This is a genomic window from Mucilaginibacter sp. HD30 (genome assembly GCF_054061755.1).
In genome coordinates, this window is the sequence record NZ_JBSSEO010000001.1 from 642408 (window position 1) to 664643 (window position 22236).

A 22236-nucleotide genomic window follows, 5' to 3' on the forward strand; every position below is an offset into this window, starting at 1 on the left:
GCAGGTTTGCACAAAACACGGAAGAACTAACACATATTCAAGATGCTTATCTTTTAAAGATAATCACCCATTTTATACCAACTTCTGCGTAATAGCATAAGTCGTCAGCTCCGCATTGTTTTTCATGCGCATTTTTTCAAGGATGCGGGCACGGTAGGTGCTTACAGTTGGTTTGCTCAGACAGAGGCTATCGGCTATTTCTGAAACTGTTTTTCCGGATGCGATTAGCAGCAGCGTCTGGTACTCCCGGTCTGATAACAGTTCATGCGGGTCCTTATCACTGGTATCATCAAGCAGATCCAGCAGTTTTTCTGAAAGCGCCGGTGAGACGTATTTTTTGCCATCCATTACCCTTTTTACAGCCTTAACCAGTTCAAGGTCTGCCGCGTCTTTAGACAGGTAGCCGGCCGCGCCGAGTTTAAGTGCCCTCACCGCTATCTGCTCCTCGCTGTGAAAGCTAAACATCAAAACAGGAATTCTCATCTTTTCTGCCTTTATTTGCTTTAAGATATCTAAACCGTTGCGTCCCGGCAGGTCAATGTCAAGGATCAGGATGTCCCAGGTACCATTTTTAAGTTGCTGAAAAACCTCTGTGTAATTAACCGCTTCGCCAAAACGCATGCCGGGAAATTCGTTTGCGCAAATTTGCTTTACACCTATTCTGATGGCCGAATGGTCATCTGCTATTAATATACTACTGGGCATGGTTAGTCAATGTTAAAATGATAAGTGTGCCGCCGGCAAAATTGCTGCCCACTGTTAATTCGGCGCCAATTAAATGGGCGCGTTCCTGCATATTAAGCAAACCCATAGACAAAGTATTACCCGCTTGGTTTGCGGCAAATCCCCGCCCATTATCGCCTATGATCAATTGCCATTGATCGTTCTTTTTTTCGACGAGCATCGTAATTTCGGTTGCACGTGCATGCTTTGCAGTGTTGTTGAGTGCTTCCTGGCATATCCGAAAAATATTGATCTGGGCCGCCCTGTCCATTTCGGGTGGTTCCTGCTTAAAGTAGCAAACTGCAGCAATGCCGGTTTTTTTTGAAAATTCTTTTGCCAACCACTCCAGCGCCGGAAACAATCCTAACTTATCCAGCAAGGCAGGACGTAATTCGTTAGCAATTTTACGAATAGACGTTATACTGTTGTTCACTTCTTCCAACAGGCCCTCTATTATTGTCTCGCGTGCCATACCTTCAGGTTGGCTTCTTTTAAGCGCGGTTAATGACATTTTGAGGCCTGTAAGTTGCTGGCCAAACTCATCATGTATTTCGCGTGCAATACGCGACCGTTCTTCTTCTAATACCGTATTTAATTGCGCGGCAAAGCTGCGGGCACGGTTTTCCGACGCTTCCAGTGCAGAAATTACCTTTTTTCGCTCTGCGCTATAAGCTATGCTCTTGTATAGCGCTGTGCCTGTCAATTCATCTTTTAACAGGTAATCAGATACACCCATCGCTAATGATCGCACACCAAAGTCGAAGTCCGTCATGCCGGTTAATACAATTACCGGTGTATCGCGGCACAACTGCATCATATCCTGTATCAATTCTTCGCCGGTGTTATCGGGTAAAGTAAGATCCACCAATACAACGTTATAGAAATTGCCTGCTTCAATCAACCCTTTAGCTTGTTTGAACGTTGTGGCCCGGTGCACCACGGCGGTCATTTGCTCCGCAATCATTTCTTCAATAAGCATAAAATCTCCCGGATTATCCTCCACTACCAGTACTTCATAAAGTTGGTCCGTATGTCTGATCATAGTTATCGCGGTAATTGCTTAAGTAAATAGGTTGCGTTTTTTGGTCTGATTAAATGTAGCGATAATACTCCAATTAAAAATTTTTAAAGCAGTGATTGTGTCTGGGCAACCCCGGTTCTAACTGCTATCATATCAATTATATCCTTTACATAAGGCAAGTTCCATACCGAATTAATTGCTTTCTGTTTTTCGTCTTCACTATCAACCTCGCCTTTAAGCTGGGCTCTCCCTTGATCTACATTTAGCCGGAGGTGGTAATTTGTTATTGTACTGAAACTATCTAATGTTTGCAGAATTTTTTCGGCAATAATGGCATCGGTAAACTTCTCTTCAAAAGGTAATATCAGATCAAGCTGATCAACAAACGCCCTAACGCCCGGTACGTGCCAAACAGCCTGTTGCGCCGTTATTTTTTGGGAATAGCTGGTTACCCGACCACTTAATGTTACCACGCCCTGGTTAACGCTTACGCCAATGTTGGCTATATCCAGGTTGGGTTCGGCATCAAGAGCTGCCATTACCTCTTTTTGTATTGTTCTTCCTGTTTTCATACAAATGAATTTATAAATTTCTGTATAGATACGTTCCTGTATATTTTTAGCGTTATATAATAGCTAAGCATTTTAAATGCCTACCTGAACGCCAATACCACCAAAATTATTAAGGTATGATTTAGCGTTTAAGGCTATATGTTTTGTTATAAAGTACTTAGCTGATACTGTGGAATAAAACATTCTGCCATATTCAAATCTGTTTCCGCCTGTTTTATAAATGTAGCGTTCATATCCGCCTAAATAATAGCCGTAGCTGCCGGAAAAAACTACCCTGCCCAAACGCAGGTCTATACCCGCATTTATACCTACATTAAGATTACTGTACACCGGCGTGTAATTTCCCTGGAATGTTTGTATAAACCTTGTGGTATCGCTGGTGGCAGATCCTAATGGGGATGTTTTAGATGAATAAACTATATCGGTTCCTACTTTAAGGCCCAGCACATTATTTAGGTAATGGTTATAGGAAGCAGATAGTCCGGCTTTAATAATGGGCGTTGTTGATTTTCGGAATGATTTATCCAGTTGTAAATTAACACCGTTTAGCTGGTAAAAACCTGTAGTTATCTGGCCGGTATATCCGGCAATAAGCTCAAACGAAACAGGGCTTCTGCCTAACTTAAACTTAGGAGCGTGTACACGGCTTGACGACAAGCCTTGTGTTATGCCGATAAAAGACTCTATTTTGTTTAAGCCTACATTTGGTTTGCTGGTATTTGAATTTGAACAATGCGCTATAACGGCCCCTATTTGCAAATTAGTATTGTAAGCTACCGGCAGAACCAGCTTTAGCTTAGCGCTGCTTATAATATTTAAACGGCCACCCATAACCTGGTTTACACCGCCGGTGGTAACATAGTCCTTAGTAGAATATAACAGACCCAGGCCAGGTGCAAATAAAACTTTAAAGCCATTAGCATTTAACAGCCTGATGTCAATACCGCCTGATACTGCCACATGGGTTCCAAAATATCCGTTCTCGCTAAACTTTGGATTGTACGCCGTTAAAGCAGTACCGCCGCTAACCCCGTCCATATTATATAAAGTGGCATCAATAGTAATGTTTTCTACATTCAACATCCTTGTCCACTCGGCCTGGCTATTGGCAGTACTTATATTGTAATTAAGGCCAATCCCCTTATAAGCACCCTGTGTGGCCAACATTGTGGCACCATACATAAGGTTTGCACCTATTGTGTTCCTGTTTTGCGCATATGAGCCCGGTGTTACTGCCAATAGTAATAGCAGCATTTTTAGCTTGTTTTTAAGTTTCATGTTCCAATAGTTTAATCAGCATCAAAAATGTTCAATACGATGATGCTGTGTATTAGAATGAAATATGAAAAGCTTATCGTTATTTGATTGACAAGGGTTGATGATTTTGTAGACCAAATTATTACGTCTTTTTCATTGTCGGTACTATAGCTGTAGGTTGTAAGGTTGAGCAGTTTTGTCTGTATAAACAAACCATTATTAAACCAAGAAGAACTCACCTAAATACTGTATTATGAAAAAGTTATTGTTGTTACTGACAGTAGTTGTTATGGCAGGTTGCAAAAAAGAAGCCTCGAATATTATTTACCCAAGCGGCACACAGTTTAACATTAAAAATATAGCGCTAAATAGCTTAGCCGTATCCAACAATGGCGTTATGGTGATACCCGAAAACCCGTTTACTGTTGATGAGCTTTGGCCAAATGAAGCATCTGACATTAAGTTTTACGCCTGCCACAGCGCAAACGGTAATGCATATAAAATGCCCGAAAGCAATATGGCTATCATATCAATACCACCCTCAACATCAGGGAGGTGATTGTAAATTACTATTAACGGTATCTTGATCATTCCGCTGATAAATCTATAACAAAAAAGCGCCCCGGATCATTGATCCGGGGCGCTTCAATATCAGTTTAAAGGATACTACTGCTTAGAGATCTTATAAAGCTTACCGCTATCAGTTCCTGCATAAATAAAACCATCTTTACCGGTAGCAATGCAGCGCCAGCGTTCTCTTTTATCAGCTAACAAGCGCTCTTCGCCAACTACTTTATTTTTTTCAATAACAAGGCGGGTAATAAACATACTGCTTAATCCGCCAATAAACATGTTGTTTTTCCACTCGGCAATGTTACCGGTGTAAAACATCATACAGCCGGGCGATATTACCGGGTCAAAGTAGTAAACCGGCTGTATCATGCCTTCTTTTTGCTGTATGCCATCATAAACCTTTACGCCCCTGTATTCAATACCATAGGTAATTACGGGCCAGCCATAGTTGCCTCCGGGTTTTATTAAATTTACTTCATCGCCGCCTCTTGGCCCAAACTCAACTTCCCAAAGGTCGCCGGTAACAGGGTGAAAAGCCATGCCATCCTGGTTACGGAAACCATAGGCATATATTTCGGGTTTAGCACCGGCTTTGCCAATAAAAGGGTTGCCGGCAACCGGTTTACCTTCTTTAGTGATGCGGAGTATTTTTCCGGTGGTAGTGCCAAGGTCCTGCGCTTTTACGCGTATGGCATCATCCATGCGGTCGCCAGAACTAACAACGATGTTGCCCTGCTTATCAAACAATAAACGCGAGCCAAACTGACCGGCGCCTTTGTAACGCGGTGTAACTTCATATATCACTTTTACATTTTCCAACTTGGTTTCATCGGCAGAAAGTTTGCCTTTGGCAATTGCAAGGGTAGCTCCTTCTTCACCGGGTTGGGCGTAGGTCCAGTAAATCATGCGATTTTTAGTAAAATCAGGATCAATGTTTACATCCAGTAAGCCACCTTGATTGGCAAATTGCACATCAGGAAAACCTGTGATGGTTTTATCTAATTTACCATCAGCGGTTAATATCTGCATGTTGCCGGGTTTACCGCTTATTAATAAACGCCCATCTGGCAAAACATGAATACCCCATGGGCCTTTTAATTCGGTATTAATAACTGTTGCCGTGTATGGCGTTTTGGTGGTAACACTGCCAATACGCGTTTGCCCTGCTACAGCGGGTTTATAATCGCTGTTGGCTTTGGCTTTTTCTACGGGTTCGCCGGTTTGGGCCATGCCCGCGGTAGTTACCGATATCATTATGGCCGCCAGTGCCAGCGGTTTATACAATTTTGATCTCATAAAATCTGTTTTGAATTAATAAGCGCAATTTACAATGTTATAGTATACAACTGCAAATGCTATATGTTTTAAACTTTACTGTCGGTAACAATTAAGGTACCAACTACTTGTCTGTAAGCGTCAAACACAAAAAAGCCGGGTACTTTAAGTATCCGGCTTTTTAATTAATTAGTTTAAACTATTAGAATTTGTAAGACAATGTTGCAGAGAACATACGCGGAGGTATTGGATTTACACTGTAATTCTCATGAACCATAAAGTTAAGCTCGTCAGTTATGTTTGATACTTTGGTTAATAACGATAGCTTTTTGTAAGTGTATCCTGCCGACAGATCAACAGTAACGTAATCGTCAAGGTTAACAACGGCGCCACGTGCAGCAGCAGGCGCTTTAAGCGTGTTAAAGCCCATATTACGCTTGCCGGTATAAAAGCCGGATGCACCCAGTTTTAATCCTTTTACAGCACCTTCTGTAAAGGTGTAAAATATTGTTCCGTTAGCAGTATGCGGGGTAGTGCCGATAATACGTTCGCCTTCTGTAATACCTGCGGTGTAAGTAAATCTGGGTGTACCGTCCGGGTTATTAATAGGATTACCACTGCCATCAACAACGCGTGTTGCAACAACCGGTGCCGTTTTGCTGTAACGGAAATAGCTGTAGCTATAACCTGCAATAAAATATAATCCTTTAGAAATTTTACCTGTTATATCAATCTCCAAACCATCGCTTTTGGTGGCACCGGCAAATTCTCTGAAAACCGGTGATGTAACGCCATTTATAATTGCGGCTTGTGCAAAGCGGTTATTGGCTATTCTGTAAGCGGTAACATTCACTGTTAATTTACCGTCGAGGAAATCATTTTTAACGCCTGCTTCGTATTGGTCAATAATAGATGGGCCCATTGGGTTATTATTTACATCAACACCGGTATTAGATGTAAAGTTGTTGGCGTAGCTTACGTAAAATGATGTTGTTTTTATTGGCTGGTAAACCAAACCAAATTTTGGAGAAAACGCCTTGTCTATTTTAAAGCCATCTATACCGGTGTTGGCTAGGGTAGTTACACCGGTATCTTCGTTATAAGCGCTTGATTTTGGTGTTCTTTGATAAGTATATCTGATGCCTGCCAATACTTTAAATTTGTCGCTCAAGGCTATCAGATCCTGTGCAAAGGCACCCATACGGTATATTGGCGCGGTGGTGGTTTGATATACGCGTGTATAAGGAATATCTAAACTTGTTGCATAAGTAGATGGATCAAGCAAGTTTACTGGCGTAGCAGTACCTGTTGTAAGCGACGTACTCAGATCTCCATATTTAAACGCATTGGTTTTGGTAAGCGACTCATCCGCATCAGCACCAAACAAAAAGGTGTGCTTTACTGACCCGGTTGACGCGCTGCCCGTAAGTGTAAGCTGTTGATTGTAGGTAAATTCATCCGTTTTTGACCTGGTTAAAGCGCGTGCTGCTAATACAGGTGTACCATTGGCGGCTGTTGTTTGCTGCGGGCGCTCGGCACCGAAATAATTACGATTATAGTTTTGAACTGCAGTTATAACGTTTAGTTTCCAGTTATCATTAAAATGATGAGTTAAGTTCAATTGCCCGCTGCTGGTATTGGTATTGTTGTACGCCCATGAGGTGTTTACAAACGCGTTACGGCCAATGTTAGGGATTTTACCGTCAACAGTGCCTAAGCCAAAGTCGGGAGTGTAATTGCTTTTCAGGTAGTCGCCCTGAGCAAGCAACTCTGTTTTTTTGCCTAATTTAAACAGCAATGATGGGTTAACATAAAAACGATCTGTTTTTACCACATCGCGGAAGCTTTTAGCGTTTTCTTTTGTCGCGATGATCCTGAAAGCCACGTTTTTAGAAATAGGACCGTAAACATCAACTGTTGGTTTGTAAAACGAATAGCTTCCCACACGCATGCTTACCTCGCCACCGTAGTTAAATTTAGGTTTTTTGGTAACAAGATTTATCACCGCTCCGCCGGTTACACCACCGTAAAGTAATGCCGCACTACCTTTTAAAACCTCTACCGACTCCAGTGTACTGGCCTCGGGCGAGCCGCCGATTGTTGTGCGTGCGCCGTTTTTTAATACGTTGTTACCGCCAAGCGAATAGCCACGCGCAAAAAATGTATCGCCTGTTGAGCCTCTGTTTTCACCAAGAGCAACGCCGTTTACGTTTTTCATAACGTCTGCCAGGCGGTTTATCTGCTGATCAGTAATTATAGTGCTGTCAATCACCTGTATAGCCTGCGGGATATCCATTGGCTTTAAGCCTGATTTGCCCACGCTAACAGGTTTGTGAAGTCGGTTAGAACCTGCAATTACCACCTCGTTAAGTTGCGAGGAGTTCTCTGAAAGCGTGAAGTTAAGGACGCTTTCCTTACCCGAAGCTACAGTTACTTGCTGTTGCTGTGTTTGCATCCCTACAAAAGAAACTCTAAGTGTGTAGGTACCCGCCTTTATGCCCGTAAGTTTATAATTACCGTTATCATCGGTAGTTGTGCCCTTGTTAGAAGCGGTTATACCAACGCTTACAAAAGCGGCAGGCTTACCATCGCTGGTTTGAACATGGCCCTTTATGCTACCGTTTTTTTCTATTTCGCCGTCATCGGCCAGGGTTATACCCGTTATAAATAAGAGAGAAAGTAAAATTGTGTAGAGTTTGTTTTTCATTGTATGTTTATTTAGACTAATTCTTAATTGGCTGCAAATATAGATGTAGAAATTAATTTGTCAAGGCTATTTAGATTAATTTTAAATAATATTTTTATTTAGACTGATTACTATTAACTTTGAGGACTTTAAAAAATCGACATGAAAAAAATACTTATCGCATTTTTCGCTTTAGCTGCATTTACAGCGCAAGCCCAGCAGAATACGCTTTTAGAGGCTTCGTTTTGGCAGGGCGCACCTTCGGTTGACGCTCTAAAAGCCGAGATAGCTAAAGGAAATAACCCATCGCAGTTTAACGCAAACAGTTTTGACCCTGTAGTTACGGCCATTAACGCCAATGCGCCTACAGAAACTGTAAAGTATCTTATTGAGCAGCCCGGCAACGACGTTAATAAATTAACGCACGATGGCCGAATCTATTTACATTGGGCCGCCAGTCGTGGTAATGTTGAATTAGTAGAGTATCTGTTGAAGAAAGGTTCAAAATTGGATCTGGTTGACACACATGGCAGTACGCCGTTGTTATTTGCTGCCAGCCAAAAAAATACCAAAATATTTGATGCGTTTATAGCCAATGGTGCAAACCTGCAAAAAGACGTTAACCAGGATGGCGCCAACATACTTTTGCTGGCCATAGCTAACGACAAGGATTTTGTATTGACTGATTACTTCGTATCAAAAGGTGTTAACCTTAACAGTACAGACGCTGCGGGCAACAACGCATTTAGCTATGCGGCACGTTCAGGAAACATAGAGTTTTTGAAAAAACTGGTTGAAAAGGGAGTGAAGCCAAACGCTAATGCTATGTTAATGGCAGCGCAAGGTGGTGGCGGCCGTGGAGCTGCCCCAGTAACTACAGGTATGGCTATTTTTGAATATTTAGAGAGTGTTGGTATAAAGCCAACTGCCGTTGCAAAAAATGGCGAGAATGTATTACATGCCATTGCCCGCAAACCTAACCAGGCAGAACAAATAAAATACTTCCTTGCAAAAGGCGTATCTGCCGACCAGGTGAACGAAGATGGTAACAATGTATTGATGAGCGCGGCTGCGGTTAACCACGACCTTGCAGTGTACGAGTTATTGCTGCCTAAAACAAAAAACATTAACCAGGCTAACCTGCAAGGTCAAACTGCATTAACCTTAGCCGTACGCGCCAACTCGCCCGAGGTGGTTAGCTACCTGATAAGTAAAGGTGCAGATGTAAAAGTATTAGATAAAAAAGGTAACAACCTGGCTTTTTATGCGGTTGAGTCGTATCGTTCAGCAGGTGGCCGTGGTGGCGCCGGCATGGGCGGGCCTAAACCAGAGGATTTCGACAATAAATTAAACGCACTTAAAACAGCCGGTTTGGATATCACCGCGCCGCAAAAAGATGGTAATACTTTATATCATTTAGCTGTAGCAAAGAATGATTTGTCGTTAGTAAAACGTGTGCAGCCTTTAGGTATTGATATTAATGCCAAAAATAAAGAAGGCATCACTGCCTTGCACAAAGCAGCCCTGATAGCTAAGGATGATACAATGTTGAAATATCTGCTATCAATTGATGCTAAAAAGGATGCTGTTACCACCTTTAAAGAAACAGCATTTGATCTGGCAAAAGAGAACGAAACACTATCAAAAAATAAAGCAGACATTACCTTCTTAAAATAATATGATAACTAATATAATAAAAACCGCATTTGTTGCCTTAGCCATTATATGTGTACAATCAGCCGCGTCGTTAGCGCAAACTACCAAGTACAAATGCATGATACAGATGACCAATTACATGGGCGATGGCGCTTATATAGCCATATCGTTAATAGACAGCAAGGGCGCTTATGAAAAAACGCTTTATGTGTTAGGTTCTGACAAGAAGTGGTACAAAACCATTAAAGAGTGGAACAAATTCTACTTAAAAAAACCAGCTGCAGTTAACGCTATAACAGGTGCATCAGTAACCGGTGGTGATCGTGCGGTAAATGTAATAGAGATAGAGAACGCCAAGGTAAACGCGGGCTATAAGCTGCGTTTTGAAAGCGCTGTAGAAGATAAAGCCTACAATATTAAAGACGTTGAAATACCATTGACTACCGAGGCGCTTGCTGCCAAAACCGATGGCACAGGGTACATCAGGTATGTAAGGTTTAGCGCCAACTAAAATTACGAATAACATAAAATATAAATTGTCATTGCGAGGTACGAAGCAATTGCACGGAGAAAGGTCCGCATGCAAAGTTCGCGATTGCTTCGTCCCTCGCCATGACAAATAAATATTGGGTTACAATAAATTGCCATTGCAACCCTGACAGCCAGCAGATTTTATAACATAGTATGACAATTTCTGTATGGAGATATAGCCATTTAGCACTGGCCATATCTTCTTTTCTTTTACTAACGCTGGCTTCGGTAACGGGTGTTATTCTCGCTTTCCAGCCCGTGACGGAAAAAATGCAGCCTTACCGCGCTGCCGACCTTGATAAGGTAACGCTGGCGCAATCCTTACCTGTTCTCCGCAAAACCTATCCGGGTATAAGCGAATTAACCGTAGACGCCCACCAGTTTGTACAGATAAAAGGCAGCGATGCAGATGGTAAAGCACTACTTGCCTATGTTAACCCTAGTACCGGGAAAGTATTAGGTACCCCAAAGCCTGAAGATGAGTTTTTTCAATGGGTAACGGCTTTGCACCGCTCCTTATTCATCCACGAAACAGGGAGGTTTTTTATAGGCCTCACAGCCTTTTTATTGTTATTGATAACCATATCAGGCACAGCGCTTATTATCCAGCGGCAGCGGGGCGTAAAGCGGTTCTTCACACGCATTGCCCGCGATAACTTCGCACAGTTTTACCACGTTGTTTTAGGGCGATGGTCGCTGATTCCCATATTTATCATTGCTTTAAGCGGTACCTATCTTTCTTTAGCACGCTTTGGTTTAGTCGATATCAATAAAGCATCTACCGATGTTGATTTCGATAAAATTAAATCAGGCCCGGTGCGCAATGCTGCTGATTTTAGTGTTTTCAAACAGACCAAACTTTCTGAGGTGGAAAGCATTGAGTTCCCTTTTTCAGAAGACGTTGAAGATTATTATACCATCAAACTAAAATCCGGCGAATTGGCACTAAATCAAATTACCGGCGAGGTGTTAAGCGAGGTGAAATATCCAAAGGCGGTAATACTTACCAATTTGAGCCTTGACCTGCATACAGGCAGAACCAATATAGTTTGGGCGGTTATTTTAGCTGTGGCTTCGGCAAATATTCTTTTCTTTATCTACTCCGGCTTTGCCATAACCTGGCAACGGCTGCGCAACCGCAAAAAAAACAAATACAAAGCTGAGGAAAGTAAATTCATCATCCTGGTGGGATCTGAAAACGGTAACACCTTCAGTTTTGCGCAATCCATTCATCAGCAACTGCTTAAAAGAGGAGAAAAATCGCATATAGCGCAATTAAATGATTACGAGGTATTCCCCAATGCCGAACATTTAATAGTAATGACGGCCACTTACGGTTTAGGTGATGCGCCAACCAATGCCACTAAATTTGTTGATCTGCTTAAAAAATACCCTCAGGTTAATTCGGTCACTTATTCAGTAGTGGGTTTTGGCTCGCATGCTTATGCTGATTTTTGTAAGTATGCTTTTGAGGTAGATCAGCAGTTAGCCGCCCAACCATGGGCAACGGCTTTGATAGATATTCATACCGTAAACGACCGCTCACCCGAAGAATTTGGCCTGTGGGCCGAAGCATGGTCGCAGCAAGCGAACGTACAGCTAACAACGCTGCAACTGAACAACACTAATAATAATCGCCTGGAAACTTTTACAGTAACTGCTAATACAGCCGCAACAAGAGTTGACGGAACATTTACCCTCAGCCTTAAAGGGCGAAAAAGGCTTAAGGTTACATCAGGCGATCTGCTGGCTATTTACCCGGCAAATGATCACCGCGAACGGCTTTACTCTATAGGGGTGGTTGACAGTAACATTCATCTGAGTGTGCGCCTGCAGCCAAACGGATTAGGCTCAGGTTTTTTGCATGCCTTAACTGCTGGCGAGAAAATACGTGCGCGTGTGGTGACAAACAATCATTTCCATTTCCCTGCGCAAGCGCGAGAAGTAATTATGATTGCCAACGGCACCGGGATTGCTCCCTTTTTAGGCATGATAGATCAGAACGATAAACACATTCCCTGCTATTTATACTGCGGTTTCAGAGAGCGGTTATCTTATACCGCACATCAGGACCTGATTTTGGGGAGTAAAGCCACCGGTAAGCTTAGGCGACATACCATTGCTTTTTCGCGAGAGGGCAAAAAGCAATATGTAAGCGACCTGATAAAAAACGATGCAGACTTTGTTACAGATGTTTTAGAAAGGGGAGGCGTTTTAATGATCTGCGGCTCTTTAGCCATGCAGAAGGATGTTTTTGAATTGTTGGATATTATTTGCAATGAAAGAACGGGCAAAACGTTAAGCTACTACCGCTCCAGAGATCAGATCCGCACGGATTGTTATTAGGTGAGTATAACAAAAGAATTGTCATCATTCGCTATCGCTCAGGATAACAAACGTCCTTAACTATTACTTAAAGCTTCCGCTTTTTAATACCCAATTGCTTTGAAGCTATAATCTCCCCGCTATCCGTAATAATTAAGTATTTAAAGGCCGGAAACTGTTTGATGAATTTTAACGCGGCATCCTTGCCCAACACCATCATTGATGTGCTGAATCCATTGGCAGCCTCGGCACTCGGCCCAAAAATGGTAACGCTTGTGAGCCCTGTGGCAGGGTAGCCCGTTTTGGGGTTAATAATATGACTGTAACGTTTACCATTAAACTCAACAAATTTTTCATAACTGCCTGATGTTACTACCGAACCCTGCTTTAGTGCAACCACCTTGATAAGTTCCGTTGTTTTAGCGGGGTTTGTTATGCCGATGGTCCAAAACTTTCCGTTGGGTTGCTTGCCCCAGGTACTCATATCGCCGGATCCATTCACAATTCCCGCTCTGATGCCTCGTGCCAGCATCATGCTACGGCAACGGTCAGCAGCGTAGCCTTCACCTAAGGCGCCAAAACCTATCTTCATCCCCTTTAATTTAAGGTAAATGGTAGAGTTTACGCTATCCAAAAAAATGTTTTTGTAACCTACTTTTTCTACAGATCGTTTTATTGCCTCGGGGCCGGGCATCTCTGTCATGCTGCCATCAAACTTCCAGATCCTGTCCATTGCGGCAAAGGTGATGTCAAACGCACCACCTGTTATCTGCGATAAATGTAAAGCGCGTTTAGTCAGTTCAAATACTTCAGCAGATACTTTTACCGGTACTACGCCAGCGTTGCTATTTACCTGCGATACCTGTGTTGCGGGTATCCAGTCAGATATCAAATTCTCTATCCGGCTAACCTCGGCAATGCAGGTATCAATGTTTTGTTCAGCGGTCAGGCTGTCCTTGGCTACTATGGTAAAATCCCAGCGGGCACCCATTAGTTTGGTGGTGCGCTTGCGCAATACCTGGGCACTGGCGGTAAAACAAAAAAGGAACAGAAGCAGCAGGGAGGCTTGTTTCATAACTTAGCAAATATCTGCATTAATACCACGAGCTTTGTCAAACACTTATCAAAAACGTATGTTTAGTGGGAAGACGCGCCAGAAAATGCTTGAATATTGACCTGATGCCGTTTTTCATTTTGTAATTTAGCCCACATGGAAATATTTACGCAGGCCGACACCTGGATATCACTTTTAACGCTTACCGTGCTCGAGATTGTATTAGGGATAGATAATATTGTATTTATATCTATTCTTACAGATAAACTACCAAAAGATCAGCAAAAAAAAGGCCGTACAATTGGCTTATCCGTTGCCATGGTAACCCGGGTGCTTTTGTTGTTATCTATAAGTTGGGTAATGACGCTTACCAGCCCAATTTTTAACGTGGCTAACTGGGTAGGCGTAACCAACGAGCAATGGGTTGCTAATTTGGCCATATCCGGGCGAGATCTTATTTTATTGATAGGCGGCTTGTTTCTGATTTATAAAAGCACTGCCGAAATTCATCATAAGCTGGAAGACGAAGACGAAAGTATTAGCGCCGGAAAGGGCCGCTCTTTTTGGGGCACCATAGCGCAAATTGTAGTGTTAGATATCGTTTTCTCGCTTGATTCTGTTATAACCGCAGTAGGTATGGCCGAGCATGTAGAAATCATGATAATTGCGGTAGTACTGGCCGTAGGGGTAATGCTTTGGGCGGCAGGTGGCATAGCCAACTTTGTTAATAAGCACCCTACCGTTAAAATGCTGGCGCTTTCTTTTCTGCTTTTAATAGGGGTGTCCTTGTTGGCCGAGGCGCTGGATCAGCATATACCTAAAGGTTATATCTACTTTGCCATGGCTTTCTCTGTATTGGTAGAGGTGCTGAACCTGAAACTGAAAAAGAATAAAAAAGCGTAATTTTTAGAAAGGCTTAACAAAACGTTTAAAGTCTTGTTATTAACAAAACAATTGACTTATGACCGATAAAGAATTTCGCGAAGAATACAAACCCTTGAACGTGCCCGCACATTTTGATGCTGCTGCAGCTATAGAAGATCAAACCTTGTATGCTTTAGGGCAATTAGGCAATGCTACTGCCGATGAAGTAGCTGCGAAACTGATGGACCTGCATAATGATGCGGCAGGAAAAGACCTGATAGCAGGCGTGCACCATATACTAACAGAATGGCATACAAAAGGATTGATTGCTGCTACTGATGAGGACGGCGGTTTACGTTATAGTCTTCAAAAAATAACTGAAGCGAATGACGGCCATGTAAACCCGGATCTGCTGGCGCCGGGGTTAGATTAATTACCTCAGACTGGCGTAATTATAAAACTGCAGTTTACCGTTGCCGTTAATTTTAATGGTTTTTACCTCGTCTATTCCTTGCGGATTTTTAAGTGTAATGCTGATCTGATTCTCGCCTTTTTTTAAGGCGATGCGGGCGTAAGATATACTTCCGGGCAATGATTGCCAGCTCCGCGTATCCGCTTTTTCTGATAGCAGGCTATAAAGCTGCATGCCATAACCTAATCCTTCTAAAAGTGTATTGGTTTGGCCGTTGCTACTTTTGGCACTTTCGCGCAAGGTATATTCGGCTATTTTTTTAACCGCTAAACGCGATAGTACCTTTGCGGCTTCGCTTAAGGTGCGTTGCTGTAGTGTCTTAATAGCTATTTCGTTCACATCTTCCGTTTTTTCAAGGCCTACCTTTACAGAATCGTTGCTGAGTACTGCACTTGTAAAATAGGGGTTCTGCGGGATGTATTTAGGGAATGCTGCCCTTAAACTCTCTATCGATTTGGTATTTACCCGCCTGCGGTCGCCGGTATAATTAAAAGGAATCACCCAGCCGCCGGTAGCATCGCTAAAAAACAGGTCGCCGTTGCTGTTCCTTATCAACCCGAAATACATATCTACCTGGGTTTTAATAGGGGCAGGGCCATTTTCCCAAAAAAATATCAGTTCGCCACCAGCCGATGGCGGTATTGGCATATACGTAATGCCATACATTTTCTCATACATATCGGCATCAGCAGTAAAGCCGTTTAGCTTAGCGGTGCGTATCAGGTCAAGTTTTAGTCCAGCTGGCATACTTGTACCGTACCATGTTTTATCCGGGCTGTTTTGATATAGTTCTGCAGCGTTGCGGTAGGATATAAAAGCATTGTTTATGTCGCCGTCACTCTCATAAAGCATTCCTTGCAGCATCAGCGAAAACGCATCATTGCTGTAACGATTGGTTTTGTCGTTAAACTTATCCCCTTGTTCCTGTGCCTGCAAGGTAATACGGCGGGCCTCAACAATGGCATCTTCCTTTTTGCCCAGGTAGATGTAGTTAAGCGCTTTGTAATAGTGGATCATAAATTTCTCCACGTCTTCGCCCTTGTAACGTTGCGACATGGAATTGACCAATACACCAACAGCGGCATCGCCCGCATCAGTTAGGCCCTTCTCTAATAATGAATCAGCCCCGTTAAAATACTGGTTGCTCTTTTCGTACTCGCCGTTTAAATGGCTAATACGGCCCTTCTCCATTAAAAACAGCAGTTGGTTACGGGGTTTTTGAATAAGGCTGTTTTTGTTCAGTTGCTTTTCCGCTTTAGCATAATTGCCCGTCCGCACGCTTTTATAATAAGGCAACACCTGCTCATTATACGTGGCGCAGCCCGATAAAAAGAGCATCAGTGCTATAAGGCACGATGCTCCAAAAAAATACTTTTTAATAAATGTCATTATAAAATTTGATCTGCCGTAAAAAGGGGCAGGGCGGGGGCATACATTAGTAAACTTAGTTCTTAACGTATTTGGCAATTTTCTTTTCGCCTATCCAAACCACTTCGTTCGTTTGTATGTCGGTAAGCTCTAAATTAACCTGGTAATAAACAACCTTTTGGCGTTTGTGCGAATCAACAATAGAGTTGATAGAGCCTTGCAAAATATAATCAGCGCCGTTCTCTAAACCAAATTTCTTCATGGTTGATACGCTGGCGTTGGTTTGCTGATCTGCTTTTTCTGCGCGCAGTTCTTCACGTTTTTTACCGCCTTGCACTAATCTTACACGCTGGGTGTTAACAAAGGCACTTTCTACATCTTTTATAAAAGTTTCGGCCTCAATGTGCTCGTGGCTTTTATTTTGAACCAAACCTACAACTACGGTAGGTTTTTTAGCCGGATGTGCTTGGGCGTAGTTAGTTATCCAGGGGCCGTTTAGTACCTGGTTAGTAAGGTCCTGCGCCACCATACGCGAGTCGCTGTTGTTCCATGAGCCGCTTACATCTATTGTTTCATCAGTGCTAACACGGGTAACTTGCCTTGAGCAGGCAGTAAAGAACAATGCCGACGCTGAAATAGCTGCAACGGCTAATAGATTATTGATTTTCATATATATGAATTGTAAATGATTTAGATTATTGAACGTTTTACCAGCTGTAGCCAAAACCTACACCCCAGCGACCACCCCGACCACCCCAGCGGTTACCATAGCCATAACCATAGTTACCAAACGAGTTGTAAAACGGATAGTAAGAAGAATAACCGCTATACAGGCTCCATCCGGGCGAGTAGTTATTATACCCGCCGTAGGTATTGCGCCACTGGCGGTTTTGCTGGCGGCGCTCTTCACGGGCGGTATACCAATCGTAAGCCTTATAAGTGTTTTGCACGGTTGTACCTTGCAGGCGGTTTATCGAGTCGGCCACAAGCATATACCTGTTGGCGCTTTCATGATAACGCGGATTTTGATCCGGAGCTAAAGCAGCTTGCTGTGCCATGGCCGTGCCTGCAAACAAACTTCCTGCTAAAATAATTGTGATGATGAGATTACGTTTCATCGGCTTTAAAATTATACTACAAAATTACGGGTTAAGCTGCCATATAAACGCCAGTTTAGTGTAAATATTTTTGGCGGTTATGCGGGCACACTTCCCTATTTATTAGGTAGACGATAGTTAGTGACGAAACGTTACAGCGGATAAGCTTTTTTTAATGTTTATTAATAATATCAACCAGCGCTCCCACAAGTAAAGCTATAACGGTGAACGTTATCATCCCAAAAAGGTAGGCGATTAGTGCTTTTACATAACTCATTACCTTTTTCCTGTCGAAAAAGTTACCTATAGCCCATGAGCAATAAAGCACACATGCATAACCGCCTATTTCCATCAATTTAACTTTAAACAGCCCGTCAATAGCAGCAACTATGGCTAAAATTAACATACCCATTCCCATGGCGAAACACAGCAGTATCAATATTTCAAAAAGGTTGAAAGCATACCGTTTAAAAAATATTTTGATCCACACCGCGATGAAAACGCCCAACATAATGTTTGCGTAACCATAATGGCCTTCTATCCATGAAAAAATAGCGCTGGTAGCCGAAACTTTGTCTGAACTGTAGTTAATGTATTCTCCTTCTATATGAAAAAAATGTTCGGCTGTTGAATAGATCAGTGAGGCAATTATAAGGAAGATAACAGGCTTAACAAGGCGGCTGCGGTTAAAAGAAATAAAATCTTTAACGCTCGTTCCCGGCCGGATAAGCAATTCTTGTATGGTGTAAAGAAAACCTTTTTCAAAATGCAGCAGGTGCTGTACTTCGTGCCAGACGTAATGAAAATCAACTCTTTTTACATGAACTGCCTGGCCGCAATTGCCGCAAAATTTCTCCGTAACTGCATTATCGCAACTTCTACAGTTGTTTATATCACTCACCATATTTAAAATGTAGTTGCGGTAAATTAGCTTATTTCAGCAATAAAAAAAAGACAAAGCTAATAATTGGTGTACTTTTAAAAATTACGGCCAGCCTTAGCTTTGCAACCACGCCCAAAATTTTCGCTTATTTAAATAATCCGGCTCTTTTTCGTGCCTGTAAGCTTCGCGTTCAAAGGGGATTTGCATGTAAGCTTTATGATGGTTACGTAAGCGAATTAAATTATAGCAATAGCAAAGTAGATACATCAAATAAAACGGCAGTATCAATAACTCTTTTTGCTGCTGCAGGTGGATCTGTTCGTGGCGGATCAATACCTTGTCCTTTTTTAGCTCCTTTCTTTTAACCAATATAAAAGGATAAAGTGCCATACCTGCAGGTTTCATAAAAGAGACAACAAAGATCATTATTTCAGCAAAACAACATTGGATTCATCAAAACTCAACACTTTTTATAATTAATTGTTGTGAAAGTATGATTGACGTTAAAAAAGTTGTAGAAAAAAAAGAAGCATGGACATTAGATAAGTTATACGATCACGCCTATAACTGGATGCTTGATTATGGCCCCAGGATAATTGTTGGCGTATTGGTTTTATTTATAGGTTTAAAGGTAATAAAGTGGATAGTAAACCGCTCGCACCAAAAAATGCATGATAAGGATGTAGCAGACTCTGTAAAACCTTTTTTGCTAAGCTTATTGGGTGTGGCGCTGCGCATTCTGCTTGTATTGGGCGTAATGCAGATAATAGGGGTTGAGCTTACGTTGTTTACAGCCATTGTTGGTGCTTTTGGCGTTGCTGCCGGTTTGGCATTGTCTGGTACCTTGCAAAATTTCTCCAGCGGGATATTAATTTTGCTGCTAAAACCATTTTCGGTTGGCGATAACATTATTACACAGGGTTTGGAAGGCACAGTTACAGAAATAGAAGTGTTTTACACCATTGTAACCACTTTTGATAACAGGGTGGTGATAGTACCTAACAGCAAACTCTCTAACGAGGTAATAATTAATATAACAAGACAGGGAAACCGACGCCTGGATATTAATATGAAAATTCCGAATGCTATTGATATCAGGGAGGTTAAAAAAGTAGTTAACCAGGCAATAGATCATTGCGAAAATGTACTGGTGAAACCTGAGCGAAGGATAGGAGTTGGCGAACTACAACCCGATGGATATTTGCTTGCAATAAATGTATGGGTAAATGCGCATGGATTTCAGGATACCAGGCTGGCCATACAGGAGGCAATATTGCAGGACGTAAAAGATGCGGGCATAAAGTTGCCGGGAATGTAAGTTGCGATTTAAAACAAAGTGTGTTAAAGCGAACTCCCGTTTTGAGAGGGGGTGAGTTTGACTGCGTGGCTGCGGGGTGTGTTATGCCGCATATATAACACACCCCACCACACCGTCTCAAAGAGGGGAATCGCTCCAACCACCGCTTCGTTCTTATTCGTCGAGCATTCGTCGTTTTATCTTATTATTTTATTGTTTCCCTTGCCTTTTTAGCTGCGGCCACCATGTTTATTAAAGCCGCCTTTGTTTCAGGCCATTTACGGGTTTTTAAACCACAGTCCGGGTTTACCCATAAATGCCGTACAGGCAGCAATTCTGCCGCTTTAGCCAAAAGCAAAGCCATCTCATCTGTTGTTGGCACGCGGGGCGAATGGATATCATACACACCGGGGCCAATCTCATTCGGGTACTTAAACTTCGCGAAAGCCTGCAAAAGCTCCATTTGCGAGCGCGATGTTTCTATAGTGATAACATCAGCATCCATAGCGGCTATATGTTCAATAATGTTATTGAACTCGCTGTAGCACATGTGTGTATGGATCTGGGTTTCATCGTTAACGCCGCTCGCCGTTATCCTGAAAGCTTTTACTGCCCAATCCAGATAAGTAGGTTGTTTAGCTTTACGCAGCGGCAAACCTTCGCGAATGGCGGCTTCATCTATCTGAATAATACCGATGCCAGCCGCCTCCAAGGCTACAACCTCATCATGAATGGCAAAAGCAATTTGATTGGTAGTTATATCCCTCGGCTGGTCATCGCGCACAAACGACCATTGCAAAATTGTAACCGGGCCGGTTAACATGCCTTTCATGGTTTTGTTGGTTTGTGCCGCCGCGAACCTGGTCCAGCGTACAGTCATGTCTTTCGGGCGACTTACATCACCATAAATAACTGGCGGCTTTACACAACGGCTGCCATAACTTTGCACCCATCCGTTTTTGGTGAATAAAAATCCATCTAACTGTTCGCCAAAATATTCAACCATATCGTTGCGCTCAAACTCGCCATGTACCAGCACATCGAGGTCTATTTCTTCCTGCCAGCGTATTACGTCAATGGTGGCCTGCTCTATTTGTTTTTCATATTGTTCTAACGTCAGATTGCCTTTTTTAAATTGAGCGCGTAACTGGCGGATATCATCAGTTTGTGGGAACGAACCAATTGTCGTTGTAGGGAAAGCCGGTAGCTTAAAACGCTCATGCTGTATATGCTGCCTTGCAGTAAAGGCGCTGTTGCGGGTAACATCTGCATCGGTTATGGTGGCTACACGGTTTTTTACAGCTTGTTTATGCACTTTTTGCGATGTGCGCCTGCTTTCAATGGCTTTTTTATTGGCCTCAAGCAACCCGGTATTGCCGTCTGCTATCTGTTTCAGTTCACTTACTTCATTCAACTTTTGCTCGGCAAAGGCCATCCAGTTTTTAATTTCCGGGTCGATGGTGGTTTCGCCTTCTAAATCTATGGGGCTATGCAGTAATGAGCAGGAGGGAGAAATGATAATTCTATCAGCCCCCAATTTTTCAACAGCACTGTTGATCAGGCTTAGCGATCTTTCGTAATCGTTCTTCCAAACGTTACGCCCGTCTACCACACCAATAGAAAGTTGAAGGTTAGCCGGAATAATGGCAAGCACTTCATCCAATTGCTCGGGTGCGCGCACCAGGTCAATATGTAACGCAGCAACCGGCAGGTTAACGGCTAACAGTGCGTTATCCAACAGGGCCTCAAAATAGGTTGCCACCAATAACTTAACGCCGCTAACCCGGTTGGCAATGCTTTTATAAGCCAATTCAAATGCCTCTTTTTCTTTTTTTGTAAGATCAAGCGCCAGGCAAGGCTCGTCCAGCTGGATCCATTCTGCACCCAGTTGCTTAAGGCGATTGATGATCTCCACATAAACAGGCACCAGTTTTTTTATCAGATCAACGCGTTCAAAGCCCTCTTCTTTTTCTTTGCCCAGCAGCAAATAACTTACCGGGCCTACCAGCACAGGCTTGGCCTTTTGGCCAAGCACCTTTTTAGCGCTTGTATACTCGCCAAAAATATTTTCATTGAACAGACGAAACTCCTGCTTAGCTGTAAATTCAGGTACTATGTAATGATAATTGGTATCCAGCCATTTGGTCATTTTCATAGCGGTAATGTCCAGGCCGTCTTTTTGATAACCCCGCGCCATGGCAAAATAAAGGTCATACTCGTTGTTGGTAGTTAATTTGGACAACAATGGCGTATAACGATGCGGGATAACGCCCAGCATTAAGCTGGTGTCTAACACATGGTCGTAAAAGCTAAAATCATTGCAGGGAATAAGGTCTATACCCGCATTTAATTGCGTTTGCCAATTAGTTTCTTTTATTTGGCGGGCAACTTCTTTTAATTCGCCCAGGGTGATTTTGCCTGCCCAGTATTGTTCGCAAGCTTTTTTTAATTGTCGTTGGCCACCAATTCGCGGATAGCCCAGGTTTTGCGTTAGCATTTTAGATAGATAAATTGAAAGAATAGAACTTACATTACGGTGAATTAAATTCTTTACAAAGCTATTTATGTAGATTTAAATGCTG

General features: G+C 42.6%; 20 protein-coding genes. 7 read left to right on the forward strand and 13 right to left on the reverse strand.

Annotated features, from left to right (window positions below; all coding sequences use genetic code 11):
• Positions 1 to 72: 72 nt before the first annotated feature.
• From ACVW2L_RS03070 to ACVW2L_RS03085, 4 genes are all read right to left on the reverse strand, one after another.
• A complete protein-coding gene (locus tag ACVW2L_RS03070) occupies positions 73 to 705 on the reverse strand; it encodes a response regulator (protein WP_457126485.1) in 633 nt (210 codons plus the stop codon).
• Positions 695 to 1765, reverse strand: coding sequence for an ATP-binding response regulator (locus tag ACVW2L_RS03075; protein WP_457126486.1), 1071 nt, complete (start codon positions 1763 to 1765; stop codon positions 695 to 697). Before ACVW2L_RS03075 ends, ACVW2L_RS03070 begins: the two co-directional genes overlap by 11 nt.
• A gap of 83 nt (positions 1766 to 1848) precedes the next feature.
• Complete coding sequence (locus ACVW2L_RS03080; RefSeq protein WP_457126487.1) at positions 1849 to 2316, reverse strand: BON domain-containing protein; 468 nt, start codon at positions 2314 to 2316, stop codon at positions 1849 to 1851.
• Positions 2317 to 2388: 72 nt separating this feature from the next.
• A complete protein-coding gene (locus tag ACVW2L_RS03085; protein ID WP_457126488.1) occupies positions 2389 to 3594 on the reverse strand; it encodes an acyloxyacyl hydrolase in 1206 nt (401 codons plus the stop codon).
• 232 nt (positions 3595 to 3826) lie between these two features.
• Here ACVW2L_RS03085 and ACVW2L_RS03090 point away from each other — a divergent pair, with 232 nt between their 5' ends.
• Positions 3827 to 4132, forward strand: a complete 306-nt coding sequence (locus tag ACVW2L_RS03090; RefSeq protein WP_457126489.1) for a hypothetical protein — start codon at positions 3827 to 3829, stop codon at positions 4130 to 4132.
• Positions 4133 to 4239: 107 nt separating this feature from the next.
• Here the strand turns inward: ACVW2L_RS03090 and ACVW2L_RS03095 are convergent, their stop codons facing one another.
• A complete protein-coding gene (locus ACVW2L_RS03095; RefSeq protein WP_457126490.1) occupies positions 4240 to 5442 on the reverse strand; it encodes a PQQ-dependent sugar dehydrogenase in 1203 nt (400 codons plus the stop codon).
• A 181-nt stretch (positions 5443 to 5623) separates the two neighbouring features.
• The gene (locus tag ACVW2L_RS03100) at positions 5624 to 8128 is read right to left on the reverse strand and encodes a TonB-dependent siderophore receptor (protein ID WP_457126491.1); all 2505 of its coding nucleotides are present in this window, start codon (positions 8126 to 8128) and stop codon (positions 5624 to 5626) included.
• Positions 8129 to 8269: 141 nt separating this feature from the next.
• On the opposite strand from ACVW2L_RS03100, the gene ACVW2L_RS03105 reads away from it, so the two are divergent.
• The 3 genes from ACVW2L_RS03105 to ACVW2L_RS03115 all read left to right on the forward strand — a co-directional run bounded on the left by ACVW2L_RS03105 (position 8270) and on the right by ACVW2L_RS03115 (position 12640).
• Positions 8270 to 9784 (forward strand): ankyrin repeat domain-containing protein, encoded by a 1515-nt coding sequence (locus tag ACVW2L_RS03105; protein ID WP_457126492.1) that lies wholly within the window; start codon positions 8270 to 8272, stop codon positions 9782 to 9784.
• A 1-nt stretch (position 9785) separates the two neighbouring features.
• The gene (locus tag ACVW2L_RS03110; protein ID WP_457126493.1) at positions 9786 to 10274 is read left to right on the forward strand and encodes a DUF2271 domain-containing protein; all 489 of its coding nucleotides are present in this window, start codon (positions 9786 to 9788) and stop codon (positions 10272 to 10274) included.
• A 173-nt stretch (positions 10275 to 10447) separates the two neighbouring features.
• Positions 10448 to 12640: a PepSY domain-containing protein gene (locus tag ACVW2L_RS03115; RefSeq protein ID WP_457126494.1), complete on the forward strand. Its 2193-nt coding sequence runs from the start codon at positions 10448 to 10450 to the stop codon at positions 12638 to 12640.
• Between the two features lie 67 nt (positions 12641 to 12707).
• On the opposite strand, the gene ACVW2L_RS03120 is transcribed toward ACVW2L_RS03115, so the two are convergent.
• Positions 12708 to 13694, reverse strand: a complete 987-nt coding sequence (locus tag ACVW2L_RS03120) for an FAD:protein FMN transferase (protein ID WP_457126495.1) — start codon at positions 13692 to 13694, stop codon at positions 12708 to 12710.
• Positions 13695 to 13829: 135 nt separating this feature from the next.
• On the opposite strand from ACVW2L_RS03120, the gene ACVW2L_RS03125 reads away from it, so the two are divergent.
• Both ACVW2L_RS03125 and ACVW2L_RS03130 read left to right on the forward strand, forming a co-directional pair.
• A complete protein-coding gene (locus tag ACVW2L_RS03125; protein WP_457126496.1) occupies positions 13830 to 14576 on the forward strand; it encodes a TerC family protein in 747 nt (248 codons plus the stop codon).
• Positions 14577 to 14634: 58 nt separating this feature from the next.
• Positions 14635 to 14970, forward strand: coding sequence for a hypothetical protein (locus ACVW2L_RS03130; protein WP_457126497.1), 336 nt, complete (start codon positions 14635 to 14637; stop codon positions 14968 to 14970).
• Here the strand turns inward: ACVW2L_RS03130 and ACVW2L_RS03135 are convergent, their stop codons facing one another.
• The 5 genes from ACVW2L_RS03135 to ACVW2L_RS03155 all read right to left on the reverse strand — a co-directional run bounded on the left by ACVW2L_RS03135 (position 14971) and on the right by ACVW2L_RS03155 (position 18747).
• The gene (locus ACVW2L_RS03135; RefSeq protein ID WP_457126498.1) at positions 14971 to 16398 is read right to left on the reverse strand and encodes a COG3014 family protein; all 1428 of its coding nucleotides are present in this window, start codon (positions 16396 to 16398) and stop codon (positions 14971 to 14973) included.
• 55 nt (positions 16399 to 16453) lie between these two features.
• Positions 16454 to 17047 (reverse strand): penicillin-binding protein activator LpoB, encoded by a 594-nt coding sequence (locus tag ACVW2L_RS03140; protein WP_457126499.1) that lies wholly within the window; start codon positions 17045 to 17047, stop codon positions 16454 to 16456.
• A 37-nt stretch (positions 17048 to 17084) separates the two neighbouring features.
• The gene (locus ACVW2L_RS03145; protein WP_457126500.1) at positions 17085 to 17495 is read right to left on the reverse strand and encodes a hypothetical protein; all 411 of its coding nucleotides are present in this window, start codon (positions 17493 to 17495) and stop codon (positions 17085 to 17087) included.
• Between the two features lie 151 nt (positions 17496 to 17646).
• The gene (locus ACVW2L_RS03150; protein WP_457126501.1) at positions 17647 to 18378 is read right to left on the reverse strand and encodes a DUF3667 domain-containing protein; all 732 of its coding nucleotides are present in this window, start codon (positions 18376 to 18378) and stop codon (positions 17647 to 17649) included.
• 93 nt (positions 18379 to 18471) lie between these two features.
• The gene (locus tag ACVW2L_RS03155; RefSeq protein ID WP_457126502.1) at positions 18472 to 18747 is read right to left on the reverse strand and encodes a hypothetical protein; all 276 of its coding nucleotides are present in this window, start codon (positions 18745 to 18747) and stop codon (positions 18472 to 18474) included.
• Between the two features lie 103 nt (positions 18748 to 18850).
• On the opposite strand from ACVW2L_RS03155, the gene ACVW2L_RS03160 reads away from it, so the two are divergent.
• Positions 18851 to 19675 (forward strand): mechanosensitive ion channel family protein, encoded by an 825-nt coding sequence (locus ACVW2L_RS03160; protein ID WP_457126503.1) that lies wholly within the window; start codon positions 18851 to 18853, stop codon positions 19673 to 19675.
• Between the two features lie 184 nt (positions 19676 to 19859).
• On the opposite strand, the gene metE is transcribed toward ACVW2L_RS03160, so the two are convergent.
• Entirely contained in the window at positions 19860 to 22151 is a 2292-nt protein-coding gene (gene metE / locus ACVW2L_RS03165) for a 5-methyltetrahydropteroyltriglutamate--homocysteine S-methyltransferase (protein WP_457126504.1), read from the reverse strand.
• Positions 22152 to 22236 lie beyond the last annotated feature (85 nt).